The sequence below is a fragment of the Lactiplantibacillus sp. 7.2.4 genome, assembly GCF_018991185.1.
In the GTDB taxonomy this organism is placed as follows: Bacteria; Bacillota; Bacilli; order Lactobacillales; family Lactobacillaceae; genus Lactiplantibacillus; species Lactiplantibacillus pentosus.
Map to the genome: position 1 here is coordinate 1 of NZ_JAGYGS010000037.1, position 23,184 is coordinate 23,184.

At 45.5% G+C, this 23,184-nt stretch carries 20 protein-coding genes; 4 read left to right on the forward strand and 16 right to left on the reverse strand.

Annotation, left to right across the window (positions count from 1 at the left end; translation table 11 throughout):
• Positions 1-300: 300 nt before the first annotated feature.
• The 3 genes from KGF70_RS11210 to KGF70_RS11220 form a co-directional block, all read right to left on the reverse strand.
• Positions 301-546, reverse strand: a complete 246-nt coding sequence (locus KGF70_RS11210; RefSeq protein WP_003637671.1) for a type B 50S ribosomal protein L31 — start codon at positions 544-546, stop codon at positions 301-303.
• 117 nt (positions 547-663) lie between these two features.
• Positions 664-1,956, reverse strand: coding sequence for a transcription termination factor Rho (gene rho / locus KGF70_RS11215; RefSeq protein ID WP_050337723.1), 1,293 nt, complete (start codon positions 1,954-1,956; stop codon positions 664-666).
• A gap of 29 nt (positions 1,957-1,985) precedes the next feature.
• Positions 1,986-3,266 carry a UDP-N-acetylglucosamine 1-carboxyvinyltransferase gene (locus KGF70_RS11220; RefSeq protein WP_050337724.1) on the reverse strand — a complete coding sequence of 427 codons (1,281 nt, stop codon included), beginning with the start codon at positions 3,264-3,266 and terminating at the stop codon, positions 1,986-1,988.
• Between the two features lie 1,015 nt (positions 3,267-4,281).
• Here KGF70_RS11220 and KGF70_RS11225 point away from each other — a divergent pair.
• On the forward strand, positions 4,282-4,617 hold the full coding sequence (locus KGF70_RS11225) for a hypothetical protein (protein ID WP_216768806.1): 336 nt from the start codon (positions 4,282-4,284) through the stop codon (positions 4,615-4,617).
• A gap of 218 nt (positions 4,618-4,835) precedes the next feature.
• Here KGF70_RS11225 and KGF70_RS11230 read toward each other — a convergent pair whose 3' ends face one another.
• From KGF70_RS11230 to deoC, 10 genes are all read right to left on the reverse strand, one after another.
• Positions 4,836-5,030 (reverse strand): hypothetical protein, encoded by a 195-nt coding sequence (locus tag KGF70_RS11230; protein ID WP_050337725.1) that lies wholly within the window; start codon positions 5,028-5,030, stop codon positions 4,836-4,838.
• Positions 5,031-5,508: 478 nt separating this feature from the next.
• On the reverse strand, positions 5,509-6,231 hold the full coding sequence (locus KGF70_RS11235; protein WP_088770086.1) for a transcriptional regulator: 723 nt from the start codon (positions 6,229-6,231) through the stop codon (positions 5,509-5,511).
• Positions 6,232-6,381: 150 nt separating this feature from the next.
• Positions 6,382-7,281 (reverse strand): L-serine ammonia-lyase, iron-sulfur-dependent, subunit alpha, encoded by a 900-nt coding sequence (gene sdaAA / locus KGF70_RS11240; protein WP_003637666.1) that lies wholly within the window; start codon positions 7,279-7,281, stop codon positions 6,382-6,384.
• An 18-nt stretch (positions 7,282-7,299) separates the two neighbouring features.
• Positions 7,300-7,953 carry an L-serine ammonia-lyase, iron-sulfur-dependent subunit beta gene (gene sdaAB / locus KGF70_RS11245; RefSeq protein ID WP_050337727.1) on the reverse strand — a complete coding sequence of 218 codons (654 nt, stop codon included), beginning with the start codon at positions 7,951-7,953 and terminating at the stop codon, positions 7,300-7,302.
• Between the two features lie 372 nt (positions 7,954-8,325).
• The gene (locus tag KGF70_RS11250; protein WP_152705559.1) at positions 8,326-9,606 is read right to left on the reverse strand and encodes an aromatic amino acid transport family protein; all 1,281 of its coding nucleotides are present in this window, start codon (positions 9,604-9,606) and stop codon (positions 8,326-8,328) included.
• Between the two features lie 352 nt (positions 9,607-9,958).
• Positions 9,959-11,230: a serine--tRNA ligase gene (serS, locus tag KGF70_RS11255; protein WP_216768808.1), complete on the reverse strand. Its 1,272-nt coding sequence runs from the start codon at positions 11,228-11,230 to the stop codon at positions 9,959-9,961.
• Between the two features lie 1,058 nt (positions 11,231-12,288).
• Entirely contained in the window at positions 12,289-13,212 is a 924-nt protein-coding gene (rbsK, locus tag KGF70_RS11260; RefSeq protein WP_216768809.1) for a ribokinase, read from the reverse strand.
• 12 nt (positions 13,213-13,224) lie between these two features.
• Positions 13,225-14,241 (reverse strand): aldose 1-epimerase family protein, encoded by a 1,017-nt coding sequence (locus KGF70_RS11265; protein WP_021336932.1) that lies wholly within the window; start codon positions 14,239-14,241, stop codon positions 13,225-13,227.
• The gene (locus tag KGF70_RS11270) at positions 14,238-15,602 is read right to left on the reverse strand and encodes a sugar MFS transporter (protein ID WP_216768811.1); all 1,365 of its coding nucleotides are present in this window, start codon (positions 15,600-15,602) and stop codon (positions 14,238-14,240) included. Before KGF70_RS11270 ends, KGF70_RS11265 begins: the two co-directional genes overlap by 4 nt.
• Before the next feature lie 66 nt (positions 15,603-15,668).
• Entirely contained in the window at positions 15,669-16,316 is a 648-nt protein-coding gene (gene deoC / locus KGF70_RS11275) for a deoxyribose-phosphate aldolase (protein ID WP_122211221.1), read from the reverse strand.
• Between the two features lie 313 nt (positions 16,317-16,629).
• On the opposite strand from deoC, the gene KGF70_RS11280 reads away from it, so the two are divergent.
• Entirely contained in the window at positions 16,630-17,580 is a 951-nt protein-coding gene (locus KGF70_RS11280) for a sugar-binding transcriptional regulator (RefSeq protein ID WP_216768813.1), read from the forward strand.
• A gap of 85 nt (positions 17,581-17,665) precedes the next feature.
• Here KGF70_RS11280 and KGF70_RS11285 read toward each other — a convergent pair whose 3' ends face one another.
• The 3 genes from KGF70_RS11285 to KGF70_RS11295 all read right to left on the reverse strand — a co-directional run bounded on the left by KGF70_RS11285 (position 17,666) and on the right by KGF70_RS11295 (position 20,547).
• A complete protein-coding gene (locus KGF70_RS11285; protein ID WP_101874088.1) occupies positions 17,666-19,279 on the reverse strand; it encodes a CTP synthase in 1,614 nt (537 codons plus the stop codon).
• 174 nt (positions 19,280-19,453) lie between these two features.
• Positions 19,454-20,062 carry a DNA-directed RNA polymerase subunit delta gene (gene rpoE, locus KGF70_RS11290; protein ID WP_003637659.1) on the reverse strand — a complete coding sequence of 203 codons (609 nt, stop codon included), beginning with the start codon at positions 20,060-20,062 and terminating at the stop codon, positions 19,454-19,456.
• 44 nt (positions 20,063-20,106) lie between these two features.
• Positions 20,107-20,547, reverse strand: coding sequence for a DUF1934 domain-containing protein (locus KGF70_RS11295; protein WP_021336936.1), 441 nt, complete (start codon positions 20,545-20,547; stop codon positions 20,107-20,109).
• 379 nt (positions 20,548-20,926) lie between these two features.
• Between KGF70_RS11295 and KGF70_RS11300 the strand changes: the two genes are divergently transcribed.
• The gene (locus KGF70_RS11300) at positions 20,927-21,736 is read left to right on the forward strand and encodes a lipoate--protein ligase family protein (RefSeq protein ID WP_216768815.1); all 810 of its coding nucleotides are present in this window, start codon (positions 20,927-20,929) and stop codon (positions 21,734-21,736) included.
• Positions 21,737-21,813: 77 nt separating this feature from the next.
• Entirely contained in the window at positions 21,814-23,166 is a 1,353-nt protein-coding gene (locus tag KGF70_RS11305) for an HD domain-containing protein (protein WP_050337735.1), read from the forward strand.
• Positions 23,167-23,184: the final 18 nt, after the last annotated feature.

The window sequence follows — 23,184 nt, forward strand, 5'->3', positions numbered from 1 at the left end:
ACTAGGACGAACCTATCGTTGCACGTTTACGGTAACTCGCACTGATTTCCAGCGGGTTTCAGCTGGCGGCTTTTGAACTTGAAAATAGCAGAATCCAATCATCTTTAATGCTAAATAATAACTAGCACAATGCGCTCATAACAGCTCTCATCATACCTTTGATTATCTGCACCAATTATTGGGCCACGACCCAACAGCTAACTTTCTGTGACACTTTATCGTCATATTATCCAGCCCCAACCATTTCAGGCAACAAAAAAAACGCCCCAACCGAAGTCAGAACGCCAATTAATTGTTTGCTTATTTGAGACCGTATTTCTTGTTGAAACGATCGACCGCACCATCGGCCTTGGTAAACTTTTGCTTACCAGTGTAGAATGGATGTGAATCTGATGTAATTTCAACACGGATCAATGGGTAAGTGTTACCATCTTCCCATTCAACAGTTTCTGCTGAAGTTGCTGTTGAACCAGAGATGAACTTAAAACCAGTAGTTGAGTCTTGGAACACAACTAAGTGGTAATCTGGATGAATTCCTTTTTGCATTGTATTTCGCTCCTTTGCCCTGAATCATTTGCTGAAACAGAGATTATCATAGTTTTAACCAACGATAAACATGTTATCACGAATGACTAGGCCCCGTCAACCACTAAAACTACTGGACTAGCGCCGTGGCCGCCGGGTTGACTGCCCTGTGAATTTCAAACCCGATAAATCGCGTAAAAATTCAGCATTCGTCTTCGTATTCTTCAAGAATTGTAAGAGTTGTTCGGTGTATTCAAGCGCATTGCCGGTCATTGAACGCCGAATCTGCCAGACCGGTTCCAAATTCTTCCGGCTCACGAGCAATTCTTCCTTCCGGGTGCTAGATTGTTTCAAGTCTAGCGCTGGGAAGACCCGCCGTTCAGCGAGTTCACGGGATAATTGTAATTCTGAGTTCCCGGTCCCTTTGAATTCTTCATAAATCATATCGTCCATCCGGCTACCGGTATCGACCAAGGCCGTCCCTAAAATCGTGAGGCTACCGCCCTCTTCGATGTTCCGTGCAGAGCCAAAGAAACGTTTCGGTTTATAAAACGCCGTAGGATCGACCCCACCCGATAAGGTCCGCCCGCTCGACGGAATGACCAAGTTATAAGCCCGCGTCAGTCGCGTAATCGAATCAAGTAGGATAATCACATCCTGCTTATCCTCAACTAGTCGGCGTGCCCGTTCTAGGACAAGCTCTGCGACCCGGACGTGATTTTGGGGTTGTTGGTCAAACGTCGAACTGACGACCTCACCTTTAATCGACCGTTCCAGATCGGTCACTTCTTCAGGCCGTTCATCGATTAGCAACATGATCAACTTGGCGTCGGGGTAATTGGCCACGATACCATTGGCGATATTCTTCAGTAACGTCGTCTTCCCCGCTTTAGGCGGCGCAACGATCAAGCCCCGTTGACCAAAACCAATTGGCACAAAGGTATCGATCAACCGAGTCGCCAGTACAGACGCCGTTGTCGATAATTTGATTTGCGTCTCTGGATAAAGGGGCGTTAAAGCCGGAAAATGAGGCCGTTGCTTGGCCTCATTCGGATCCTTACCATTCACACTTCCCACTCGCATCAACCCATAATAACGTTCATTAGGGCGTGGTGGACGAGCTTGACCAGCCACATAGTCCCCATTACGCAAGCCAAAACGATGGATTTGTGATTGGGAAATATAGATGTCTTCCTGCGATGGCCCATAGTTAATTGGTCGCAAAAAGCCATAGCCCTCTTGGCTGATAATTTCCAAGACGCCTTCCATCTGCACAAATCCGCGCTTTTTGTCCTGTTCACGGAGAACGGCTAGTGAGAGTTCCTTCTTATTCATTTGCGAATAATAAGAAATTTTGTATTCACGGGCATAGTTATAAATTTCTTTTAACGTCATTTGCTCGAGATCGTGCATTGTTAAAATTTTTTCCATAACCACTGTTCTTTCTTAACTGACTATCGTTATTTTTCAGGAACCTCTTCATCGGCAGCGATTTCAACATCCGCACCCAAGGTATGCAACTTATCAATGACGCGGTCATACCCCCGCAGAATGTTGTCTGCACGGCTGATTTCGGTAACACCACTTGCGGCCAAACCAGCAATCATTAATGCTGCGCCAGACCGAATCTCGCCAGCCTCAACGTGTGCACCCTGTAAATGTGCGGAATGTCCGACAACGATCAGGTTATCTTGAACACGAATATCCGCACCCATTTTGCGTAATTGGGCGACGTGTTGAGTCCGTTGTGGGTAAATCGTGTCGATGACCACACTACTCCCGTTCGCCCGTAATAATAGCGGCGTAATGGGTTGTTGCAGGTCAGTTGCGAAGCCTGGATAGGTCATCGTTTTGACCCGAATTGGATCCAGATCCTGTGCACGTGGCACGTAAATACTATCTTCATTGATTTGGAGGTCAACGCCCATCTCTACCAGCTTAGCAGTAAATGATTCCATATGTTCTGGAATCACATTCTTCAGTAAGATGCCGTCCCCAATCGAAGCGGCGAGTGACAAATAAGTCCCCGTCTCGATGCGGTCCGGAATAATCGTGTGGGTCGCCCGCGAATGTAACGCTGGAACACCTTCAATCCGAATGACATCCGTACCTGCGCCGCGAATCTTGGCACCCATATTGTTCAAGAAGGTTGCTAAATCAATAATTTCAGGTTCTTTGGCGGCATTTTCAATTGTGGTCGTCCCATGTGCTTTGACCGCAGCCAAAATAATATTGATGGTCGCACCAACCGAAACCACATCTAAAAAGATGCGCGCGCCGTGAAGGCCTTCCGTACCCGTCGAGATGAATACAGAATCATTTTCTTCAACCACATTAGCACCCAGGGCCTTGAACCCCTTAATATGCTGGTCAATTGGCCGTGGCCCGATATTGTCACCACCTGGGAAGGTCACCGTTGCGCGGTTGAACCGTCCTAGCAAAGCGCCCATAAAGTAGTAGGACGCCCGCAAGCTTTTAATGGCATGACTTGGTAATTCAGATTCTTCAATATTTGTTGGATCAATTGTTAGAACATCGTTTTCAAAAGTGGAATGGACGTTCATTGACTCTAAAATCAGTCGTAAATTGTGAACGTCTAAAATGTGCGGAACCGTATCGAATTGGACCGGAGTGTCTGCAAGAATCGCAGCAGGAATCAGTGCGACGGTACTATTTTTTGCGCCACCGATCGTTAATTCCCCAGAAAGTCGTTTTCCGCCATGGATAATCATTTTTTTCATAACATAACTTTCCTCGCTAAATAAGTGTCACACTGTATCATACAATCATTAACCATAATAAAGAATGTCCGCCCAAAATACAACCAATATCAGGAAACTGTAATCTTTTTACGCAATAAAATCATCTGAATAACTAATTCAAACGCTTTCATTGATGATTTGGATACATAATTAAGTCACATTTAGACTGTGATTGGCACTTGATTGCTAACATTAGGTCACCGTTTAGTCTATGATAGACTCTGCCAGTACAGCGTTAGTGCCCTGCGACTGTCTATGTATTACTGCTTAGAATCGCTTGTACGAGCCGTTATATCGTATTGTGATCGATGACACGCAATTATCCTACAGCTCGCTAGATGACCGTACCAGGCCTGATTCCAGTCCCAACTGACATGTTTCCGTTTCATTCAAACGGCTGGCTCGCATTCCTCATGCTGCAATTTAGTAATTGATTACGCGTTGTGCTAGTTATGATTTAGCCTTAAAGATGGTTAAATCATGACAATTTCTAAGTTCAAGTGCTGCCAGCTGAGACCCGCTGGAAAAAGTGCGACTTAGCGTAAACTTGCTGTTGTGGAGACGTCCTAGGCCGGCTTCCAGGCATTCTGGGCAATGGCCGTGACGTGGTGGACACAGATTTAAGCCGAAGCCCACGTCTTAAATGCTGGTCTTTCACTAACCAAGCAAAGAACGCTTGCTAAGTGAAATTTCACCACTTGGCCTTGCCCCGAATACCTTCCAACCGGGATCCTATTCGAAAGGCGGACATTTGCGGACCCAACTTTAAATGAACTAGTCGTTGATATTTGGTACACGCCATGTTGACATTCGGCTGTAAGGCTGGCAAGTTATCTTGCTGTATTTCAATTCTGCGAACCTTCAGCATTACTGAAGGTTGTGTAGATTTTGTCTATTCGTTTGAGATGGTAAAGCCTTTATGCTAAGTGCAAGGCAGGATTATCGACTAATTTCATGGCATTTTACCAACATTTAAATGTGACAAATCAGTGTAATGCTGATTCAAAGTTTAATTGAAGTTACTGCAATTAAATATCCATTGGTCAATTGCACTAAGATAGGTGGCCGTTCATCTGCCATTCGAGTGGGTTCCCGACTGGAGGGGCTGGCTGACAATGCTCAAGGGCGAAATTCTTCTTGTCCGGGTGAATTTCCCGGGCTAGAAGAAGACTCGTATTTGAAATTGCGCAGTGGTTCTCTGCGTGAGTTCAAATCGATGTCCGCCCTGTTCCAGCGTTGTCAGCCAGCCCCGGAGGTCGGAATATGGCGCGTCTCGGCTGACGAACAGGAATCCACCAACTGTCATGATTTAATCATCCTTAATGCTTAAGAATAACTAGCCCAACGCGTATCATGCTGCAATTTAGTAGTTGACTGGCATTGCCCACACTTCAACATTGACTACCGAATGCTGAGTTACAGACACTAAAAAAGTGCTAATGCTGGTGATGGGTTTCACTGGCATTAGCACGTTCTGGACTGGATTGAACCTGATGGACTATCAGCATTCATGTCAAATCACTTCCTTATTTAATTAGTTACACAATGTTAGCCGTTAATCGCGAGCAGCTGTTCAACATGTTGCGGCGCCATATTCAGTTCCCGCAATTGCAATAACGTCTGCTTTAAGTGCTCATACTCGGTCTCCGTATACAAGCGATCCTCAAAACCAATCTGATAAGCTTCGGCAATTGTAAATAAATCACGTCGTAAACGGCGTCGAATTTCGTTCGGTGTCAGCATCGAATCACCTCCATTTATTTATTCATCATAATACCACATAATACGCTGGCTAAGGACGTCTGATACGATTTGATAATCTTTTATAACTGACCAAAAATCGGCTTAGTTCCCGATACATCAGCCTTTCAACTCGATTTCAACTAATGAGAAATGCATGAGATTTATTATCATAATAATCAGTTGATAACCAAGCTGATGACTCGTAATCCAAACAATTGAGACGCTCTAGTCATCGCTCATGCCAAATGAACTAGCACCACTCAAAAAAATCAGTTAAAATGCATCAACCAATACCACATATAACGTGTTAGCTGATGCATTTTAACTGATTATGACGATTCGTATCTTAATAACGCCGACCTAGTTACTTGAAAATTTTGGCCTTCAAAGCTTTGCCATCAACCCGTAAATCCAATCACATCAGGAGGCTTAGTTTAATCCACCCGTAATGAATCGCTTACAATTATGCCGTTCAATTCTACTGTAAATCCTCATCCTTGACGGTCTGTAAATAACGATAAACACTCGGGTCAGACACTTTGAGGACTTTAGCCGCCTCGCTAACCGAATCTTTCAACAGGAAGTAGCCTTGGTGATACAAGCTACGAACAATTTCTAGCTTTTCGTTTTGCTTTAAATATTCTACGGAAACGCCATACTTGGCACAGACCGCCTGTGTCACTTCGCGGGCCAAATCTGTGATAGAAGTCGTCAGATGCTCTGGCGCTACCGGTGTGTCGTGGGCCGTCTCGGTCGCTGGGGCGCCCTTAGGTTGATGAATCGTCGGCGTATTTAAGTGTTTGTAACTTGCCATCACCTTCAACACTTGTTCTTGCAGGTCGTCTAAGACACTGTCATCCGTATTGATGCAAATCATCCCAACAATTTCGCCATCCAACCGCAAAAAATAAGTCGATGAACGCAGTGAGTGCTTACCTTGTGAAACGCCCTTATAATTAGCCAGATAGTCTCGTTTTTCAGCTTTGCCGGCTTTCATCGTTCGCAGCGCTAGGTCCGTTGCGGGGTCACCAACTTGTCGATGCGAGATGTGAGAATTGCGAATCGCCACAACGGAGTGATTCAAATCCATCAAATCGTTCAAGACAACTTCACTACTTGGGCCTAAGATATCAGCTAAAAAATCAACGAACGGAATAAATTCGCGGACATATTCTTGCTCAGCTGTTAATGGTTTTTGCATAACGGCACCCACCTCACTATTTTTTGTCAACATTATAACTTAATATTATTTTATCACACTGATAAAACGTTAATACACGTCACCATATCAATATCGAAATAAAAAAGATGATAGCGTTTGTCGTCAGCTCATCATCTTTCCACGAAACTTTTATGCATGAACTTGTGAATTAGTCGAGCGGCCAAAAATCTTTTCTTTCATCCGAATACCAGTTGGTGTCGCCGCTAAGCCACCCAAACCAGTCTCCCGTAGTGCTTTTGGCAAGCCCTTACCGACTTTATCCATAGCCGCAATGACTTCATCCGCCGGAATTTTGTTCGTGCATCCGGCTAGCGCCATATCGGCCGCAATCAAGGCATTCCCGACCCCGATCGCATTCCGTTTAACGCAAGGCAATTCAACGAGTCCAGCAACGGGATCACAGACTAAGCCTAGCAAGTTGCTGATTGCCATCGCCAAAGCCTCTGCACTTTGTTCGGGTGTGCCGCCAGCCAATTCGACCGCTGCGGCCGCACCCATCGCAGACGCACTACCCACTTCGGCTTGGCAACCACCAGTCGCACCAGCAATCCCGGCATTATTCGCAATCACCATGCCAAAGGCCCCAGCTGTAAATAGGAATTGAATCATCTGATCACGATTCAAGTTCATGCGGTCCTTCAACGTAAAGATCACACCTGGCAACGTCCCCGTCGATCCAGCCGTGGGGGTCGCACAAACCACACCCATCGAGGCGTTAACTTCATTGGTTGAAATGGCGTTTTGAACAGCTTGCATCATCGTATCACCAGATAAGGTGTGCCCTTTTTGGCGATACTTCTTCAACAGCACCGCTTCACCACCGGTTAAACCAGTCGTCGAGTAGACCCCATCACCGGCAGCGCCTTTATTAACGGCAGCTTCCATGACATCTAGATTCCGGCCCATCGTGTGCCAGATTTCTTCGCGACTCACCTGTGAGGTTGCCATCTCTTGTTCAATCATTAATTCATAGATTGGCTTCTTCGTTTCTTGGGCCGCTGTAACTAGTTCCGCTACGCTCATATACATGATCATTAACCTCCCCGATTATAAGTAAACTAAGTTCGCGTGTTCCTGCGTTAGTTTCTTGATTTCATCCTGCTTGAGGCGGCGATCCAAGTCGTATTCGTATAAATTGCCGCGGTCCGTCTTATAGTGCCGTTGGTCATTCACTTTAGTCAAGTCAGCCAACTGTTTGGTGACATGTTGATGGTCATTCTCGCCGCCCTGAACTAATAAAATTGGCAGCGGGCCTTTCGGTTTGACATCAAAACCATCCATCTTAATCTCACGAATTTCAATCGTCCCACCGCCAATCGAACATCCGGCGACCGTTACCTGTTTATCATCATTCTTTAAGTCAATGATGGCGGTGTTCGGGTGATTGATGGGACTGTCGCCAGGCTCTTCAATAAACGTAATATTCATCCCCTGGTCTCGCGCTAAGCCAATGGCATACGGTACCCGGCTGTCGTCCGGATCAAAGCCCAGAATTCCGCTAATAATCGCATAATCCGTTCCATGGCCCTTGTGAGTTTGGGCAAAGGATTCATAGTAATGAATTACGATATCTGTCGGTTTCTCCTTAAAAATGCTATTTGCTGCTCGACCGATCGCACAAGCCCCCGCCGTATGCGAACTGGATGGGCCAATCATAATCGGACCAATAATATCAAAAACACTCTTGTAGTTCACCGTCATTTTAGTCATCCTCCTAGTTGAATCATCACGTCAAATTAAGCTTTGGCACGGGCAACTAGCGCTTCGCTGCGCCTTCATCGTCAGTGCACCGTTTTGAAACTTGATGAAGCTTACAGTTACGGCACAAGCAAGCACCAAAATTATCCTGATGAGAAAGCACCAAGCCGCTGCCATCAAAGCTTTCATTTCTGGGTTAATCCCGCCGTTATGATTAATCCAGCCGTCGATATGGCCATTCGATTCGCGTGTCTCACGGAACCCCCAACACCGTCATGAGCCTCTCGTTACGAGCACTAGCACCGAGATTGGTGACAAAAACTGGCTTCAATAATATTAACCAATCTGAATTTAGCCCGTATTTTGGTCAGATTACTAAACGAACAATTTGATGATATTGAACAGGATACCACTAACTGCGATCAAGCCAATGACCACAACAAAGACATTACTGTGTTTGCCGGCATATTGCTGTAACTTAGGACTCTTATGAATCGCATACATTGGCATCAAGAACAGGATAAACGCAATGATTGGTCCAATGATGGTTTCAATCATTCCCATAATGGATGGGTTGATCCAAGCAACGAGCCAGGCACTTAGTAACAGAACGATATCAACAATTGCTGAAACGGTTCGACTCGGAAGCGTCTTGTCGGATTTTTCTTCCATCTTGCGGATAATCCCACGTAAGCCTTCACTCGTTCCGAGATAATGGCCTAAAAAGGACTTGGCGATCGCAATAAAGGCAATTACGGGAGAAACATATTTGATAATTGGACTATTAAAAGCAGTCGCAACGTAGTCCAGAATCGAGACATTTTCATTTTTAGCTTCAACGATTTGGTCTGGCGTCAACGCCAGTGTACAACTAATGACAAAGAACATTGCAACCACGACCATCAAGGTTTCGGCCGACAATAGAATTTTGGAAATCTTTTTATCGACTTTATCCTTACCGTCCCCACTGTATTCTTTACGTTCAGCAACGGAAAACGAAGAGATGATTGGGGAATGGTTAAATGAAAAGATCATGACAGGAATCAGTAACCACAGATTTCCTAACGTCCCAACCAAATGTCCGCCAGAGACAGAACTGGAAAACGTTGAAAGAATGGCGCCATTCCAATGTGGAATCAGATAGAAGGAAAACAGAACAATTACAATAATAAACGGAAAGGCCAGGCCACTCATCACTTTAGTAATCAAAGACGTCCCAAAGCGCGCAATCCCGATAAGAATCCCAACGAGTACTAGTGACAACAACCAACGAGGTGGTGTTTGCATGTGCATCTGGTCGGTCATAAATTTCGATACCGTATTCGTAATAGAAACGGAATAAACTAATAAGATCGGATAAATGGAGAAGAAATAAATAATGGTAAAAAGCAATCCAATCTTAAAGCCAAAATGTTGTTCAACAACATCAGTAATGTCATCGCCATCATTTTTCGCTGACAGAACAAACCGGCTCAGACCCCTGTGAGCGAAAAACGTAGTCGGCAAAGCCAAAATAAGTATCATGATGACACCCAGAATACCTGCTGTACCAACCCCGATAGGTAAGAATAACACGCCCGCCCCAATCGCGGTACCGAACAGACTCAGCATCCAAAAAATATCATTTTTTCGCCAACCCTTAAATATATTTGTCATTTTTAAGTCTCCTTTTCATAACGTTGTTCTGGTCACACCAGAGAATGTCCAAACATAACCTGCATGAATAAACCCTCCTATTAGATTTAACGCCGCAACTCGCCGTAAAACGGTGCTTTGTGATAAATATCACTTTAGAGCTGTGAAAACCCTTTCTTCACGAGAAAATATTATCACGGTGACAATTATCGTTCATGTGAGTCTAATTAGCAAGATTAAATATTATTGATATCAAATTAAAAAGGATTGAGATTAGCATAACAGATCTAGCCTGTATCCATCTCAATCCTAGTGATATTAAGTTTAACATTCAACTGGATTATTTGAATAATAATTTATTCTCATAATAATTTTATTTTATCTCTGTCATGCCATGCATGTAAGATTGGAGCACCTTAGGGATCTTAACCGTACCATCCGCTTGTTGGTAGTTTTCCAAAATTGCCGCTACAGTCCGGCCCACTGCAAGCCCCGAACCATTCAGCGTGTGGACGTAATCGACCGTCCCATCAGCTTTCCGGTACCGAATCATCGCGCGCCGTGCTTGGAAATCTAAGCAGTTAGAACATGAGCTGATTTCCCGATAAACACCCTGTTCCGGCATCCACACTTCAACATCGTAGGTCTTCGCTGATGAAAAACCAGTATCACCCGTTGAAAGCTTGATGACGTGATAGGCCAGTCCCAATTCACGTAAGACTTCTTCAGCATTATCAGTTAATTTTTCGAGTTCATCGTATGAATTTTCAGGCTTACAGTACTTCACCATCTCAACTTTGTGAAATTGGTGCATACGAATCAAGCCACGCGTATCCCGACCTGCGCTCCCGGCTTCAGACCGATAACATGGCGTCATCGCGGTAAAGTAGGTTGGGAGCTGATCCTCAGATAAGATTTCATTGGCATAGTAGTTCGTGAGCGGGACTTCAGCGGTTGGAATCAGTGTCATTCCAGAAGATCCCACCGTGTAGACATCTTCCTTGAACTTAGGAAATTGCCCAGTCCCATACATCGTCTGTGCGTTCACCAGGTATGGCGGGATAATCTCATGATAGCCTTGCTTTTGCGTATGCAGATCTAGCATAAAGCTATAAACGGCCCGTTCTAGGAGTGCGCCGGCATCTTTATAGTACACAAAGCGTGCACCCGAAACTTTCGCAGCCCGGTCAAAGTCTAGAATTCCTAAACTTTCGCCTAATTCCCAATGCGCTTTGGGTTTAAAATCGAAAGTTGGAATCTCACCGTGTTTACGCATTTCAACATTGCTATTTTCATCCGGACCAACTGGTACATCGTCAGCGGGCAAGTTTGGGAAGCGGATGGCTAAGTAATGCAAGCGGTCATTGACTTCTGTTTGGGCCGCTTCAGTACTCTTAATGTCCCCATTCAATTGCTTGACTTGTTGAATCAGCGCTTGACCCGCTTCCGACTGCGGATCACTTTGCCCAATTTGTTCCGTCAATTGATTCTTTTGTTTCTTCAAACCTTCAACCTTAGTAATCGCATCGCGGTTTTGTTGATCTAGCTGTAGATATTCATCAACCTCAGCTGGATCAACCTTTCGAGTCTGGAGCTTAGCCTTAACCAGTTCTGGGTTATTACGAACAAACTCTGGATTTAACATACGGAAAACCTCCTTAAAATTAAAACGCCCCATAGTCTCATCAAAAAGACTATGGGACGTTATTACCAACGTGGTACCACCCAACTTACTGCTCTACGAGTATATCGTCTCACCGCGACCTCTTAAAAACGAGGTCAAACGCTAAATGGCGGATTCACCCGTCCGGTTAACCAACTTTCAGCACCCATTGGCTCTCTGAATAACCAAACGAACTACTAGCCCATTATGTTTGCGCTTTCATTTCACACCTATAATTTAACCCTCACTTGAATCATTGTCAATAGCTTTTTATCATCATTTTGTTTTTCTATTATTGAGATAATCATTTATTGTGGTTTTAATTCTTTTGCTTTTGGCTTGGCATTCAAGTTCAAAGGCAGCCAGCTGAGACCCGCTGGAAACAAAGCGAGTTCGCGTAAAATTGCAGTGATATGTGCGGACCCAACTTTTTGATGGATTAGCCGTTGATTCTTAGCAAACAGTTGTTTTGACAGCTAACTGTATGACTGGCCTCCGACACGCTCCACGCTGTCATACTCGGGTTGGCAAAACACCCACATTCCAGGCCGTTGCATGAATCTTCTCTAGTTACTCGAGACGGGAAAATTTCAAACGCTAACCACAAGGCAATTCGATAGACTAATTTCACAAATAGTTGCCATCGAAACTAGTCTATAATCTTCAGACCGTCTTCTCAGTATCGAAGAAGCCGTCAATCATTCTCTATGCTGATTAGAAGGTTGTATCAAGGAGTGGTTTTCTAATATCCACTGGTCAATTATCCCCAGATAGATGACCATGCCATTAGAACGGCTCCCAGACCCGGAAGTCAGTACAGGACAGCCATTGGTAGACGAACAATCAGCCAACTCATTGGTACTCTTTAATCACATTTAATGCTAAAGGCTAACTAACGCCACGCGTATAGCCACTATTATCAGCACAATGCCAGTTACGGCTTCTGAGGATTTTTATAGCCAATTCTTTCACGAACAGACGAAAGCAAGCGTTCCAATCATCTGAGTTTTAGTCAGATAATGGCAACACTTGCAATTCATCTAATCCACTGCAGCAGCTAATAAATCTGAAAGTTCTGCCGCTGTCGGATATGACTTTTGGGTTCCCTTTTTCATTACTGTCATGGCTGCATACTGGTTCGCATGTTTTAATGCATCGGGGATGGCTTCACCTTGTGCAAAGTAATGGGCAAAACTACCAATAAACGAATCCCCAGCGCCAGTCGTATCAATCGCTTTGACCTTCATTCCTGGGACGATTTCGGCATGGTTTTCAGTAACCCAGAGCGCGCCCTTATGCCCCAACGTAATAATCAGGTTTTCAACGCCACGACTAATCAAATCACGCGCCGCGACCTTGATCTCATCTAGGTTAGTTGTTGGTAACCCAGTTAGCGTCGCCAATTCCGTTTCATTAGGCGTAAAGAACGCAACCTTCGAGACATAGTCGATATTCAAGTCCTCGTTAGCAGGAGCCGGGTTGAGAAGCACCGGTACCCCGAACTGTTGGGCTAAATCAATGGCGTGATAATTAGTCTCTAGTGAAATTTCCTGTTGCAACACAATTAGTTTACTATTCTTGATTAGCGCCTGTTTTTCATCTAAGACAGCGGGAGTCAATTCCTTGTTAGCTCCCTTGATAATCAAAATCCGGTTATCACTGCTTGGATCTACGAAAATCGGGGCAACCCCACTATTTTGGTGACCAATGCCAATGCCATCCGTGCGAATACCATTTTTTTGATAATTAGCGAGTTGTTCTTGGCCAAAGCCATCATTACCAACCATCGTAATAAAATTAACATCTGAACCCAGGCGTGCCGCCGCGATAGCTTGATTAGCACCCTTACCACCGTAGCCAATGTTGAATTCTGGTGCCTCGATTGTTTCGCCTTCGACAGGCATCCGTCCAATATAAGTTGTCAAATCAATCATATTAGAGCCAATTACTGTAACATCTGCCATATTATCGTCCCCCTACTTTTCTAATCCGGTCGTCACACTAAAGTGGCGTTTTGCTTGTGGTTCCAACATAATTAGCGTTCCAGCTTTGGTCGCAGCCGCTTTGCCTTCTGGTGTACTAGTTCCTGGTAAGGCAAACGCGGCAACTTGTTGGTCCGCGTTGTAGAGTAACCACCGCGTCACAATTGGAAACTGTTCAGTCTTAAACTTAGTTAAAAAGTTATGTGAGTCATCCAAATGCATTCTAAATTCGGCTTCATCGGTATACTGCGTTAAGTCGCGAGAGAAGAACACAATTTCAGGATCATAATGCGCTTCATCCGTTAAATCATTGATCAATTCTCCGGAAGCTTTTAGCTGGTCGTTATAGGCCAACCATGCATCAGTTGGATGGACGTGCGCTGGAACCGTTTGCCGGAGTTCAAATGCTTCGTCCGGTAAATTCTGTTCAATATGGGCATTCTTAGCGTAGGCATAATTCATATGACACATATACTGAAGCGGCATCGCCTGTGCATGCGACAAGTTCGTCACATCTAGGTTAATGTCAAATAAACCAGAATTTGCGCGCATCATAACAGAAGGTTCACTTAAATAATGATCGCCGAAACCTTTGACGTATTCAAAATCTGCGTGAATCGTCAACGTATCTTCACCTATCGTCAAATAGGCGTGGGCCATCTTACTGGTTGGAAATTCGCCGTGTAACTGATAATCATCTTCAGGTGCAGGCGTTCCATTCCCTAGCAATCCGGACGTAAACTGGAAGCAGCCATACGTGTCGGCGATTCCTTTGCCCGGCAATGGTTGGGAGAACATATCTTTCATTTTCAAGGAAATCCCGTCAAAGACTGCATCCCAGATAATCAATCCCATGAATGGCAGCACAACTAGTTCACCACGCTGATTCGTCAGTCGCAGGCCTTCTACTCCAGATGGATATAGAAATGTTTTAGCGCTGAAATTATCATCTTGATAGAGTTCAAACTCTGATTGACTGAACATTTGATGCGATAACTTAATTGTTTTCATGATAGCTCCTCCATATGTGTGACTTCGCTCGCCGCTTGATGCCGCTTGTAGTAACCAAGTGCATAACTACCTACAATTGCAAAACTAATAACATCGATAATGAATGACAACGATACAGAACCCGTCATATCGGCAATCAAGCCTTGAATCAGCGGCGTCACGGCACCACCAATAATCGACATGACGACGATTGCGCCCGCAGTTTCCGTGTAGCGTTTATCAGTAACCGTATCCAGCGTTTGTGAATAAATCGTTGGCCATCCTGGACCGAACAAGCCACTCGCCAAAATCGTCAGATAGACCGCTGATTCATTAGGGACAAAGGTGACATAACCCAATGCGAGGACTCCCACGACTGAAAATCCAAATAGGACTTGCGACGTTGCAAACCGTTTCATTAACGCGGTCGCTAGTAGCTTGCCACAGAAGAACGCAATATAGGTATAAATCATAAAGGTCGAAGCATCGCGCTCATTGATACGATTACTAAAACTCATCGCCAAGTTGATCGTGTATGCCCAGACCGCCGTCTGCATGCCCATATAGACGAACTCCGTACCAATCCCCTTCATAAAGTCCTTATTATGAATCAGATAACGTAGCGTTTCACCGACACCGGCTGATTTTGCAGCTACTTGATCTGGACGCTGCTTAGGCTTGCCACTTGGGAACTGTGTCAAAACAAAGATAAAGATTGCAACTAGTAACACCACAATCAGATATTTATATGGGAGCAGTGTCTGCTGTAACATCCGCTGTCCATAGGCTAACCGAGCGGCACCATGCATTTTAGCCATGGTCGTTGCCAGGCTGGCACCATCGTTGAAAATCAAATACTTACCCAGCAAAATCCCAACGACCGCACCGATTGGATAAAAGATTTGTGAAATATTTAGTCGAACGGTTGAGGCTGACTTAGGTCCCATCAACGTACTGAACGTATTCGCACTCGTCTCTAGAAAACTGAGTCCACATGCAATGGCAAATAATGCAATTAAGAACACCCCGTATGTGGCTAAGTGAGATGCTGGGAAGAAGAGCAAGCAGCCAATCGTAAATAGGCTCAGTCCAATTACAATCGCTAACTTATACGACGTCTTTTTGATGACCCGACTAGCTGGAATCGCAATGACGAAATAGCCCAGATAAAATGCACTGTTGACTAAGGCACTCGTCGCATTATTCAGTTCAAAAATGGTCTTAAATTGCGTAATTAAAATGTTATTTAAGCTGGCTGCCGCAGCCCACAAAGGAATGAGCAATGACAGTAACATGAACTGGAAAATCGGTGTTTTATCCAAATAACTATCGTCTTGCTCATGGGCTGATAGCTTAATCACACCCCGAAATAACTTTTGCATGGTTCCCCTCCTTGATGTTAGCGCTTTCTTTTATACTTAAATGGTACCGTCACCATTCAATCATCACTACTTACCAATAATTGCCATACTTGCTGATACACCGAGGCGCGTCGCTCCAGCATCAATCATCGCTAACGCTTCATCACGCGTATGGATTCCCCCAGATGCTTTGACTCCGATTCGATCCTGAACGGCACCCTTCATCAAACTGACGTCATGAACCGAAGCACCCCGGGTTGAAAACCCAGTCGACGTCTTCACAAAATCAGCGTGTGCATCCGCAACGATTTCACTAGCCTTAACGATTTCCCCGTCCGTCAACAACGCCGTTTCAATAATGACTTTGACCACCTTATCAGCCGCATGCCCAGCTGTTACCACACTTTCAATATCTTGTTGAACGGCATCATAGTGGCCGCCCTTCAATTCGCCGATATTAATCACCATATCCAGCTCATCTACACCGTCAGCAATCGCTTGCTTAGCTTCCGCAACTTTAATGGCGGTTGTATTCGCACCCAGTGGGAAACCAATCACGCATGCAGTCGCAACATCCGAACCAGCAAGTTGCGCATGGACGTGCTTGACCCAGTATGGATTGACCATGACTGAATAAAAATGATTTTCGAGTGCCTCGCGTACAACCTGATCAATTTGTTGCTCAGTCGCTTCCGGTTTTAATAACGTGTGATCTAAATAACGATTCAATTTCATGATTAATGAAACCCCTTTCTTTTTCAACAACCCCAGTATATCATGGATTGAACATTTGCAAACACGATATTTGAAATTTTGTTCAATCTGACGTTTATGCTATACTGAAACGGGCTATCCATAGCGGGCTGTTCAGCAATCAGATTCAGGTTCAGCTGACCAGATACCCGCACTATTATCGCCTTTATCTGCTAGAAAACGGTTTGTTTGATCAACTTATTAGTAGCTGGATAAACCGATATGATTTCAAAAATAATTAATCATAAACTAACGAATACAATTAAAGTGTTATTCACAGATTGGAAGTCAGAATATGGAAAAAGCAATCAATCAAGATAAGGTAAAACTCGCCTTGAAGGTCTGCCATCTCTACTATGAGGATGGCCTAAGCCAAAGTGACATTGGCAAGCAACTCCAAATTTCTCGACCGACAATTTCAAGACTCCTAAGTTATGCCAAAGATACTGGCCTGGTTAAGATTGAAATTGCCGATCCATTGAAAGACTTAGGGACTTTAGCGCAACAGTTGGAACAAAAGTATCATTTAAAAAAGGTCCTGATTAGTTTTGATGCCAGCAATGACAGTCACCTCATCAACGAAAAACTCGGAGAACTGACTGCTGATTATCTGCAGACCATCGTACAAGACCATGATTCCATCGGGATTAGCTGGGGGAAGACCATCAAAGCGGTTGCCGATCATTTGCATATTAGTACCCGTAACGACGTCCGTATCGTTCAATTAAAGGGAAGTGTCGCTGCCTCTGATATGAACAACTTCGCCAACGACATCGTTACCAAATTCAGCGCGGCCTATCATACCAATGCAGTGACGCTACCGCTGCCAGTAATTTTTGATGACCCCGTCACTAAAAAAATCGTCCTCGACGATCGGTTTATTTCCCAAATCATCAAAGCCGGCGAAGCTACTAATATTGCCCTATTTACTAGCGGGACCGTGCGCTCGGATGCGATGTTATTCAATCTAGGCTACCTAAACGCTACAGAAATCAAACGACTTCAATCTTCTTCTGTTGGTGATATCGTCTCTCGGTTTATTACCAAAGATGGGACCATTGCTGACTCCGCAATCAATGCGCGTACTGTCGGGATTCAGTTGGAAGCACTCAAACATAAAAAATACGCGATCCTGGTAGCGGGCTCTAGTCGGAAAGTGCCATCCATTCACGGTGCCTTAATGGGTGGCTATGCCAATGTCTTGATTACTGATAGCCAAGCCGCTACCGCATTGTTGGCACTTTAATATTCCAAGCACCCCCCAACCACGCAAAAACGCGTACCAGCCATTCCAGCTAGTACGCGTTTTTGACAACACTTATATTTCGAATTTATGCCTTAACCTTACCAGTCTGGTTAGCAGCATCGATGAATGCCTTGAATAACCCTTCCGGACGGTTAGGACGTGATAAGAATTCAGGATGGTATTGTGAGGCAACGAAGAAGCGCTTGTCTGGTAATTCAATCACTTCTACGAGACGGTTGTCAGGCGAAGTCCCAGAGAAGACCATGCCCTTAGCAGCCATCGCTTCACGATACTTGTTGTTGAATTCATAACGGTGACGATGCCGTTCCATGACGACTTCTTCGTTATGGTAAGCCTTGGCTGCGACGGTACCAGGCTTCAACTTGCAAGGATAAGCGCCCAAACGTTGGGTCCCACCCATGTCTTCAACGTCTTCTTGGTCTGCCATTAAATCAATAATGTTATCTGGCGTGTTTGGATCGATTTCAGCGGAGTTCGCGTCTTTCAAGCCAAGGACGTTGCGGGCAAATTCAACACTGGCCATTTGCATTCCCAGGCAGATCCCTAAGAATGGTACGTCGTTTTCACGGGCGTACTTGATGGCCGTAATCTTACCTTCAATCCCACGATCACCGAAACCACCAGGAACTAAAATTCCATCCGCATCGCCTAATAATTCTTCGACGTTGTCAGGTGTGACGTCTTCAGCTGAGATCTTCTTCAAATCAATGTCAGCGTCATCCGTATATCCCGCATGCTTCAAAGCTTCAGTCACTGAGATGTAAGCATCTTGTAAGGCCACATACTTCCCGACCAACGCGATTTTGATCGTCCGTGATAAGTTTTGAACGTGGTGTTCTAATTCGACCCAGTCGCTCATGTCGGCCTTTGGTGCTTGTACGCCAAAATGGTCTAAGACGATTTGATCCATATTTTGCTTCTGCACATTCAAAGGAATCGAATAAATCGTCTTCACGTCTAAGGATTCGATGACTGCTTCCGGTTCAACGTCACAGAAGGACGCAATCTTGTTCCGCATTTCGCGGGTGATTGGTTGTTCCGTCCGCACGACCAGCATGTTTGGTTGAATCCCGTAGCTCCGCAATTCCTTAACAGAATGTTGCGTTGGCTTCGTCTTCATTTCACCAGCTGCTCGTAAATATGGAATCAGCGTCGTGTGAATGTAGAAGACGTTGTCAGAGCCCAGGTCGCTCTTCATCTGCCGTAATGCTTCGATAAATGGCAAGGATTCGATATCACCGACCGTCCCACCGATTTCAGTAATCACGATATCGGAATCCGTCGTCGTACCAGCCCGCATGATTTTTTCCTTAATGGCATTCGTAATATGTGGAATGACTTGTACCGTTGCCCCTAAATAGTCGCCCCGCCGTTCCTTTTGAAGAACTTCAGAATAAATCTTACCGGTCGTGACATTTGAGTATTTATTAAGATTAATATCAATAAATCGTTCGTAATGTCCAAGGTCTAAGTCAGTTTCGGTCCCATCATCGGTCACGAAGACTTCACCGTGTTGATAAGGACTCATCGTACCAGGATCAACGTTGATATAGGGATCAAACTTTTGAATCGTGACCTTCAAGCCCCGGTTCTTTAATAAACGCCCTAACGAAGCAGCGACGATACCTTTACCAATGGATGACACAACGCCACCAGTTACAAAAATATATTTGGTCATGTGATAACTCCTTAAAGATTTATTTCGTGGGGTGGTATAAATAAAGAAAGCTCCCTATTTCAAACAGAAATAGGGAGCTTAATCCGATCGTTTGTCTCAGGTATTTCTACCAGAGAGCCCAAATAAGATAATACAAGGAGATTCACCTTTCGTCAAGGAAAAATCCTGAAAAGCTTATTTGGATTCGTCTTCATCCTCGTCATCGTAGTCGTCATCATCATCGTCATTTAACTCTGATAATTGACCTTCGATGCCATCTGGCAATGTCTCATCAGCAACGTCGTCATCCGTGTCATCAACCCCAGCAAGTTCATCATACTTGCTGCTTGCTGAATCATCGTCATCGTCGTCCTGATCATCATCGTCATCATAATTGTCGTCATCTTCGGGATCGTCGTCATCATAATCGATCACATCGTCATCATCCCCGGCGTCAGCCAAGAAGGCGTTGACCTTCTTACGCTTCTTGCGCTTTGGCCGATCTTCATCCTCGTCATCATCCGTATGGATAACAGCTTCGTCAATGGATTCAAATGGGTACCATGCACGCAGGCCCCACATATTGTCACCGAGCGAAATGAAACTACCATCGATATTAAGATCGGTATAAAATTGTGATAAACGCTCCCGAATTTCTTCGTCGCTTTTACCTAAATATGATTGCACAGCGTTGGTCAAATCGGCAAAAGCCATCACATCACCATGTTGTGATAAGATTGCGTGAGCAACCTCGATTAAAGATAATTCGGACTTTTTTTGTCCATCAAATTGTTTTAGTTCCAAACTGGTGCACGTCCTTTCCACAGTTTATAGTACATCATACCAAATTAAGCCGTGAATTGCAATCGCAACTTGTAGTTACCAAGTAGTTGTTCCCCGGCGTATAAATCGTAATCCACATTCACTTCACCAGAAAACGGACGCTCACGTAGCCGAACCCGTAACATCGGCGTCACGGTCTCAACTGGTAGCATACCCATCGGTGTCTGGTAGTGGGCCCGCACCCGTTTGCCATTCGAAAAATGTAACCGCAAGCGATTCTCAGCACTGCGAGTTAAGACCACGTCACCATTCGTCGCTAATTTGATGGTCACTGGAATCGGATCAGGCTCGTCATCATTGACTTCCTTGTAGCGCAAATAAAACGCGCCGCCCATTTGAACCAGTTGACCATCAACATCTAACGCATAGTTGGCCGTCTCACCATCTTGGCGCGCCCGCGTCTCCAAATGAATGGCGACTGGAACGCCAGTTGTTAAATCATCCATACTTGGACCTCCCGTTATTTAATTGAAATGACACGCTGAAGCGCCCGTCGCGGATCACCGTGTTATCGTCCCTTTATATCCTAAAACTTCCTGTTCAATTATAAGCCATTCGCACCGAAATAACTAAGAATTAACCTAAGAAATCCTGCCCACGGTTCAGCGCCTTATCCACCCAATGACCACCTCAACGGACTGCCATCCCGTGGGTTACGCCTCTCAAACTCCGGGTACTGGGGTCCCGCCAGCCGTCATCAGCTAAAACAATTGGACCGTCCCAATGCAACCGCTTTGCATTTCTAGTATAATTAATAGTGATACGGGCAATGATGGCGATTCAGCCACCCATTGCTTGGTAATAGCGACTAACGGGGTGACCTTTGTGACAGAACCAACCATTGCAACTTTGAGTCAAAACTATGAACCGGCAGCGATGCTCGATAGTTTTGCGTATACGAACGCCTTACTTTGGCTGACCGCCAATCGACAGCAGCCAATCGTCCACTTCTGGCAACTGCAGCCAACCGTGATTCTCGGCTTACTAGACCAACGTTTGCCACAATTACCGGCTGGACTCGCCTACTTGCGCCAGGCTGGGTATCAGGTGATGCTGCGTAACTCCGGGGGCTTAGCCGTCGTGGCCGATCCCGGCGTCCTGAACGTGTCACTGTTGCTTCCCGCCGAACGCGACCGCTATTCGATTACCGAAGCTTATCAACTAATGGTCGATTACGTGCGGGCAGTCTGGCCGACACTCAAGATTGATACCGGCGAAATCACCCAATCCTATTGTCCTGGCGATTACGACTTGAGCGTTGCTGGCCGTAAAATCGCTGGCATGTCACAACGCCGAACAGCCGATGCGCTAGTCATCATGCTATACGTCAGCATCAACGGCAATCAGACCGCGCGCAGCCAACTGATTCAGCAATTTTATCAGCTTAGTCTGGCCGGCAAGTCAGATTCCCGTTTTCCTACCGTCGACCCGAATGTCATGACGACGGTCGCGGAACAACTCGATCCCACGTACACGGTCAAACAAGCTCAGGCCCAATTTGTTCATGTACTCGCCCAGGACGGCACGGTCGATTCAACTAGTCTCCCGCTCGTGACCGAGGAGCCGGAATTTCAAGCCCATTTAAGTCAGGCCTATCGCCAAATGCAACGCCGCCAACAACGCTTGCATCATTGAAACCTTGAAGCCTTGAAAAAATGAAAGTCCGAACAACCGCAAGTCTGCAGATTGAAAGACTGAAAGAAGGAATTAATTTGGCCTATCGTCAACAATTATTACCCATGGAGAAAGTTTTCCGGGACCCCGTCCATGATTATATTTATATCCAACATCAAGTTATTCTGGATTTGATCAACACTTCGGAGTTCCAACGTCTGCGCCGCATCAAGCAACTGGGAACGACTTCGCTAACTTTCCACGGCGCCGAACACTCTCGCTTTGGTCATTGCCTCGGCGTTTACGAAATCACGCGCCGAATCTGCGATAATTTTGAACGCAACTATCCGACCCACACTCCTGGTGATGGCGGCTGGGATGACCACGAACGGCTCGTTGCCCTGTGTGCAGCCTTGTTACATGACATCGGTCACGGCCCCTATTCACACACCTTCGAGCACATCTTCCACACGGACCATGAAGCTTTGACGGTACAAATCCTCACCTCGCCAGAAACGGAAGTCAATCAGGTCTTGCGGCAAGTCTCACCAGATTTTCCTGCGCAAGTCGCCGCCGTTATCCAAAAAACGTACCCGAATCCACAGGTCGTTCAGATGATCTCAAGTCAAATCGACGCTGACCGCATGGATTACCTGCTGCGGGATTCCTACTTTACCGGGACCAACTATGGTAATTTCGACCTAACACGGATTCTGCGGGTCATGAAGCCCTACGCAGGCGGAATCACGTTCGCCATGGAAGGTATGCACGCCGTCGAAGACTACATCGTCAGCCGCTTTCAAATGTACATGCAAGTCTATTTCCATCCGGTCTCACGGTCAATGGAAGTCATCTTAGACCGGCTGTTAGAGCGGGCCAACGACTTGTACCAAAGTCACGCGGCGGATGCTGAAGCGACGCCGGTCATGTTACTGCCGTTCTTCAACAATCACTTTACGCTACACGATTACTTGCGTTTAGACGACGGTGTCCTCAACACTTATTTCAGTCACTGGCGCGATAGTCACGACCAAATCTTGGCCGACCTCGCCACCCGGTTCCTAGATCGGCGGCCACTAAAATCAGCACGGGTCGATACCACGACGCAGCCGCTGATTCCGGACTTACAGCGTTTGATCGAACAAGCCGGATTTGACGCCCACTACTACACGGACACCAACGACAGCTATGATTTGCCGTACGACGCCTACGATCCGAAGATGAAGAAACCCCGGACGCAAATTGAACTGATGCAAAAGGACGGCTCGCTCTTAGAACTGTCGACCGTCAGCGATCTGGTCCGGGCAATCACTGGCAAGGTTTCGGGGGACCAACGTTTCTTCTTCCCGAAAGAAATGCTCAGTGAAAACGCCGACAGCGATTTATTTAAACCCATTTATCAAGAATTTCAGCAATACATTTTGAACGATCGCCTGGTCGTTCCACACTAATTTTGGAGGAATCAGTAC

Bases quoted from the DNA above. Each gene is read 5' to 3' on its own strand.
- KGF70_RS11210 (WP_003637671.1), bottom strand. From the start codon at position 546: ATGCAAAAAGGAATTCATCCAGATTACCACTTAGTTGTGTTCCAAGAC.
- rho (WP_050337723.1), bottom strand. From the start codon at position 1,956: ATGGAAAAAATTTTAACAATGCACGATCTCGAGCAAATGACGTTAAAA.
- KGF70_RS11220 (WP_050337724.1), bottom strand. From the start codon at position 3,266: ATGAAAAAAATGATTATCCATGGCGGAAAACGACTTTCTGGGGAATTA.
- KGF70_RS11225 (WP_216768806.1), top strand. From the start codon at position 4,282: ATGCTGATTCAAAGTTTAATTGAAGTTACTGCAATTAAATATCCATTG.
- KGF70_RS11230 (WP_050337725.1), bottom strand. From the start codon at position 5,030: ATGCTGACACCGAACGAAATTCGACGCCGTTTACGACGTGATTTATTT.
- KGF70_RS11235 (WP_088770086.1), bottom strand. From the start codon at position 6,231: ATGCAAAAACCATTAACAGCTGAGCAAGAATATGTCCGCGAATTTATT.
- sdaAA (WP_003637666.1), bottom strand. From the start codon at position 7,281: ATGTATATGAGCGTAGCGGAACTAGTTACAGCGGCCCAAGAAACGAAG.
- sdaAB (WP_050337727.1), bottom strand. From the start codon at position 7,953: ATGACGGTGAACTACAAGAGTGTTTTTGATATTATTGGTCCGATTATG.
- KGF70_RS11250 (WP_152705559.1), bottom strand. From the start codon at position 9,606: ATGACAAATATATTTAAGGGTTGGCGAAAAAATGATATTTTTTGGATG.
- serS (WP_216768808.1), bottom strand. From the start codon at position 11,230: ATGTTAAATCCAGAGTTTGTTCGTAATAACCCAGAACTGGTTAAGGCT.
- rbsK (WP_216768809.1), bottom strand. From the start codon at position 13,212: ATGGCAGATGTTACAGTAATTGGCTCTAATATGATTGATTTGACAACT.
- KGF70_RS11265 (WP_021336932.1), bottom strand. From the start codon at position 14,241: ATGAAAACAATTAAGTTATCGCATCAAATGTTCAGTCAATCAGAGTTT.
- KGF70_RS11270 (WP_216768811.1), bottom strand. From the start codon at position 15,602: ATGCAAAAGTTATTTCGGGGTGTGATTAAGCTATCAGCCCATGAGCAA.
- deoC (WP_122211221.1), bottom strand. From the start codon at position 16,316: ATGAAATTGAATCGTTATTTAGATCACACGTTATTAAAACCGGAAGCG.
- KGF70_RS11280 (WP_216768813.1), top strand. From the start codon at position 16,630: ATGGAAAAAGCAATCAATCAAGATAAGGTAAAACTCGCCTTGAAGGTC.
- KGF70_RS11285 (WP_101874088.1), bottom strand. From the start codon at position 19,279: ATGACCAAATATATTTTTGTAACTGGTGGCGTTGTGTCATCCATTGGT.
- KGF70_RS11295 (WP_021336936.1), bottom strand. From the start codon at position 20,547: ATGGATGATTTAACAACTGGCGTTCCAGTCGCCATTCATTTGGAGACG.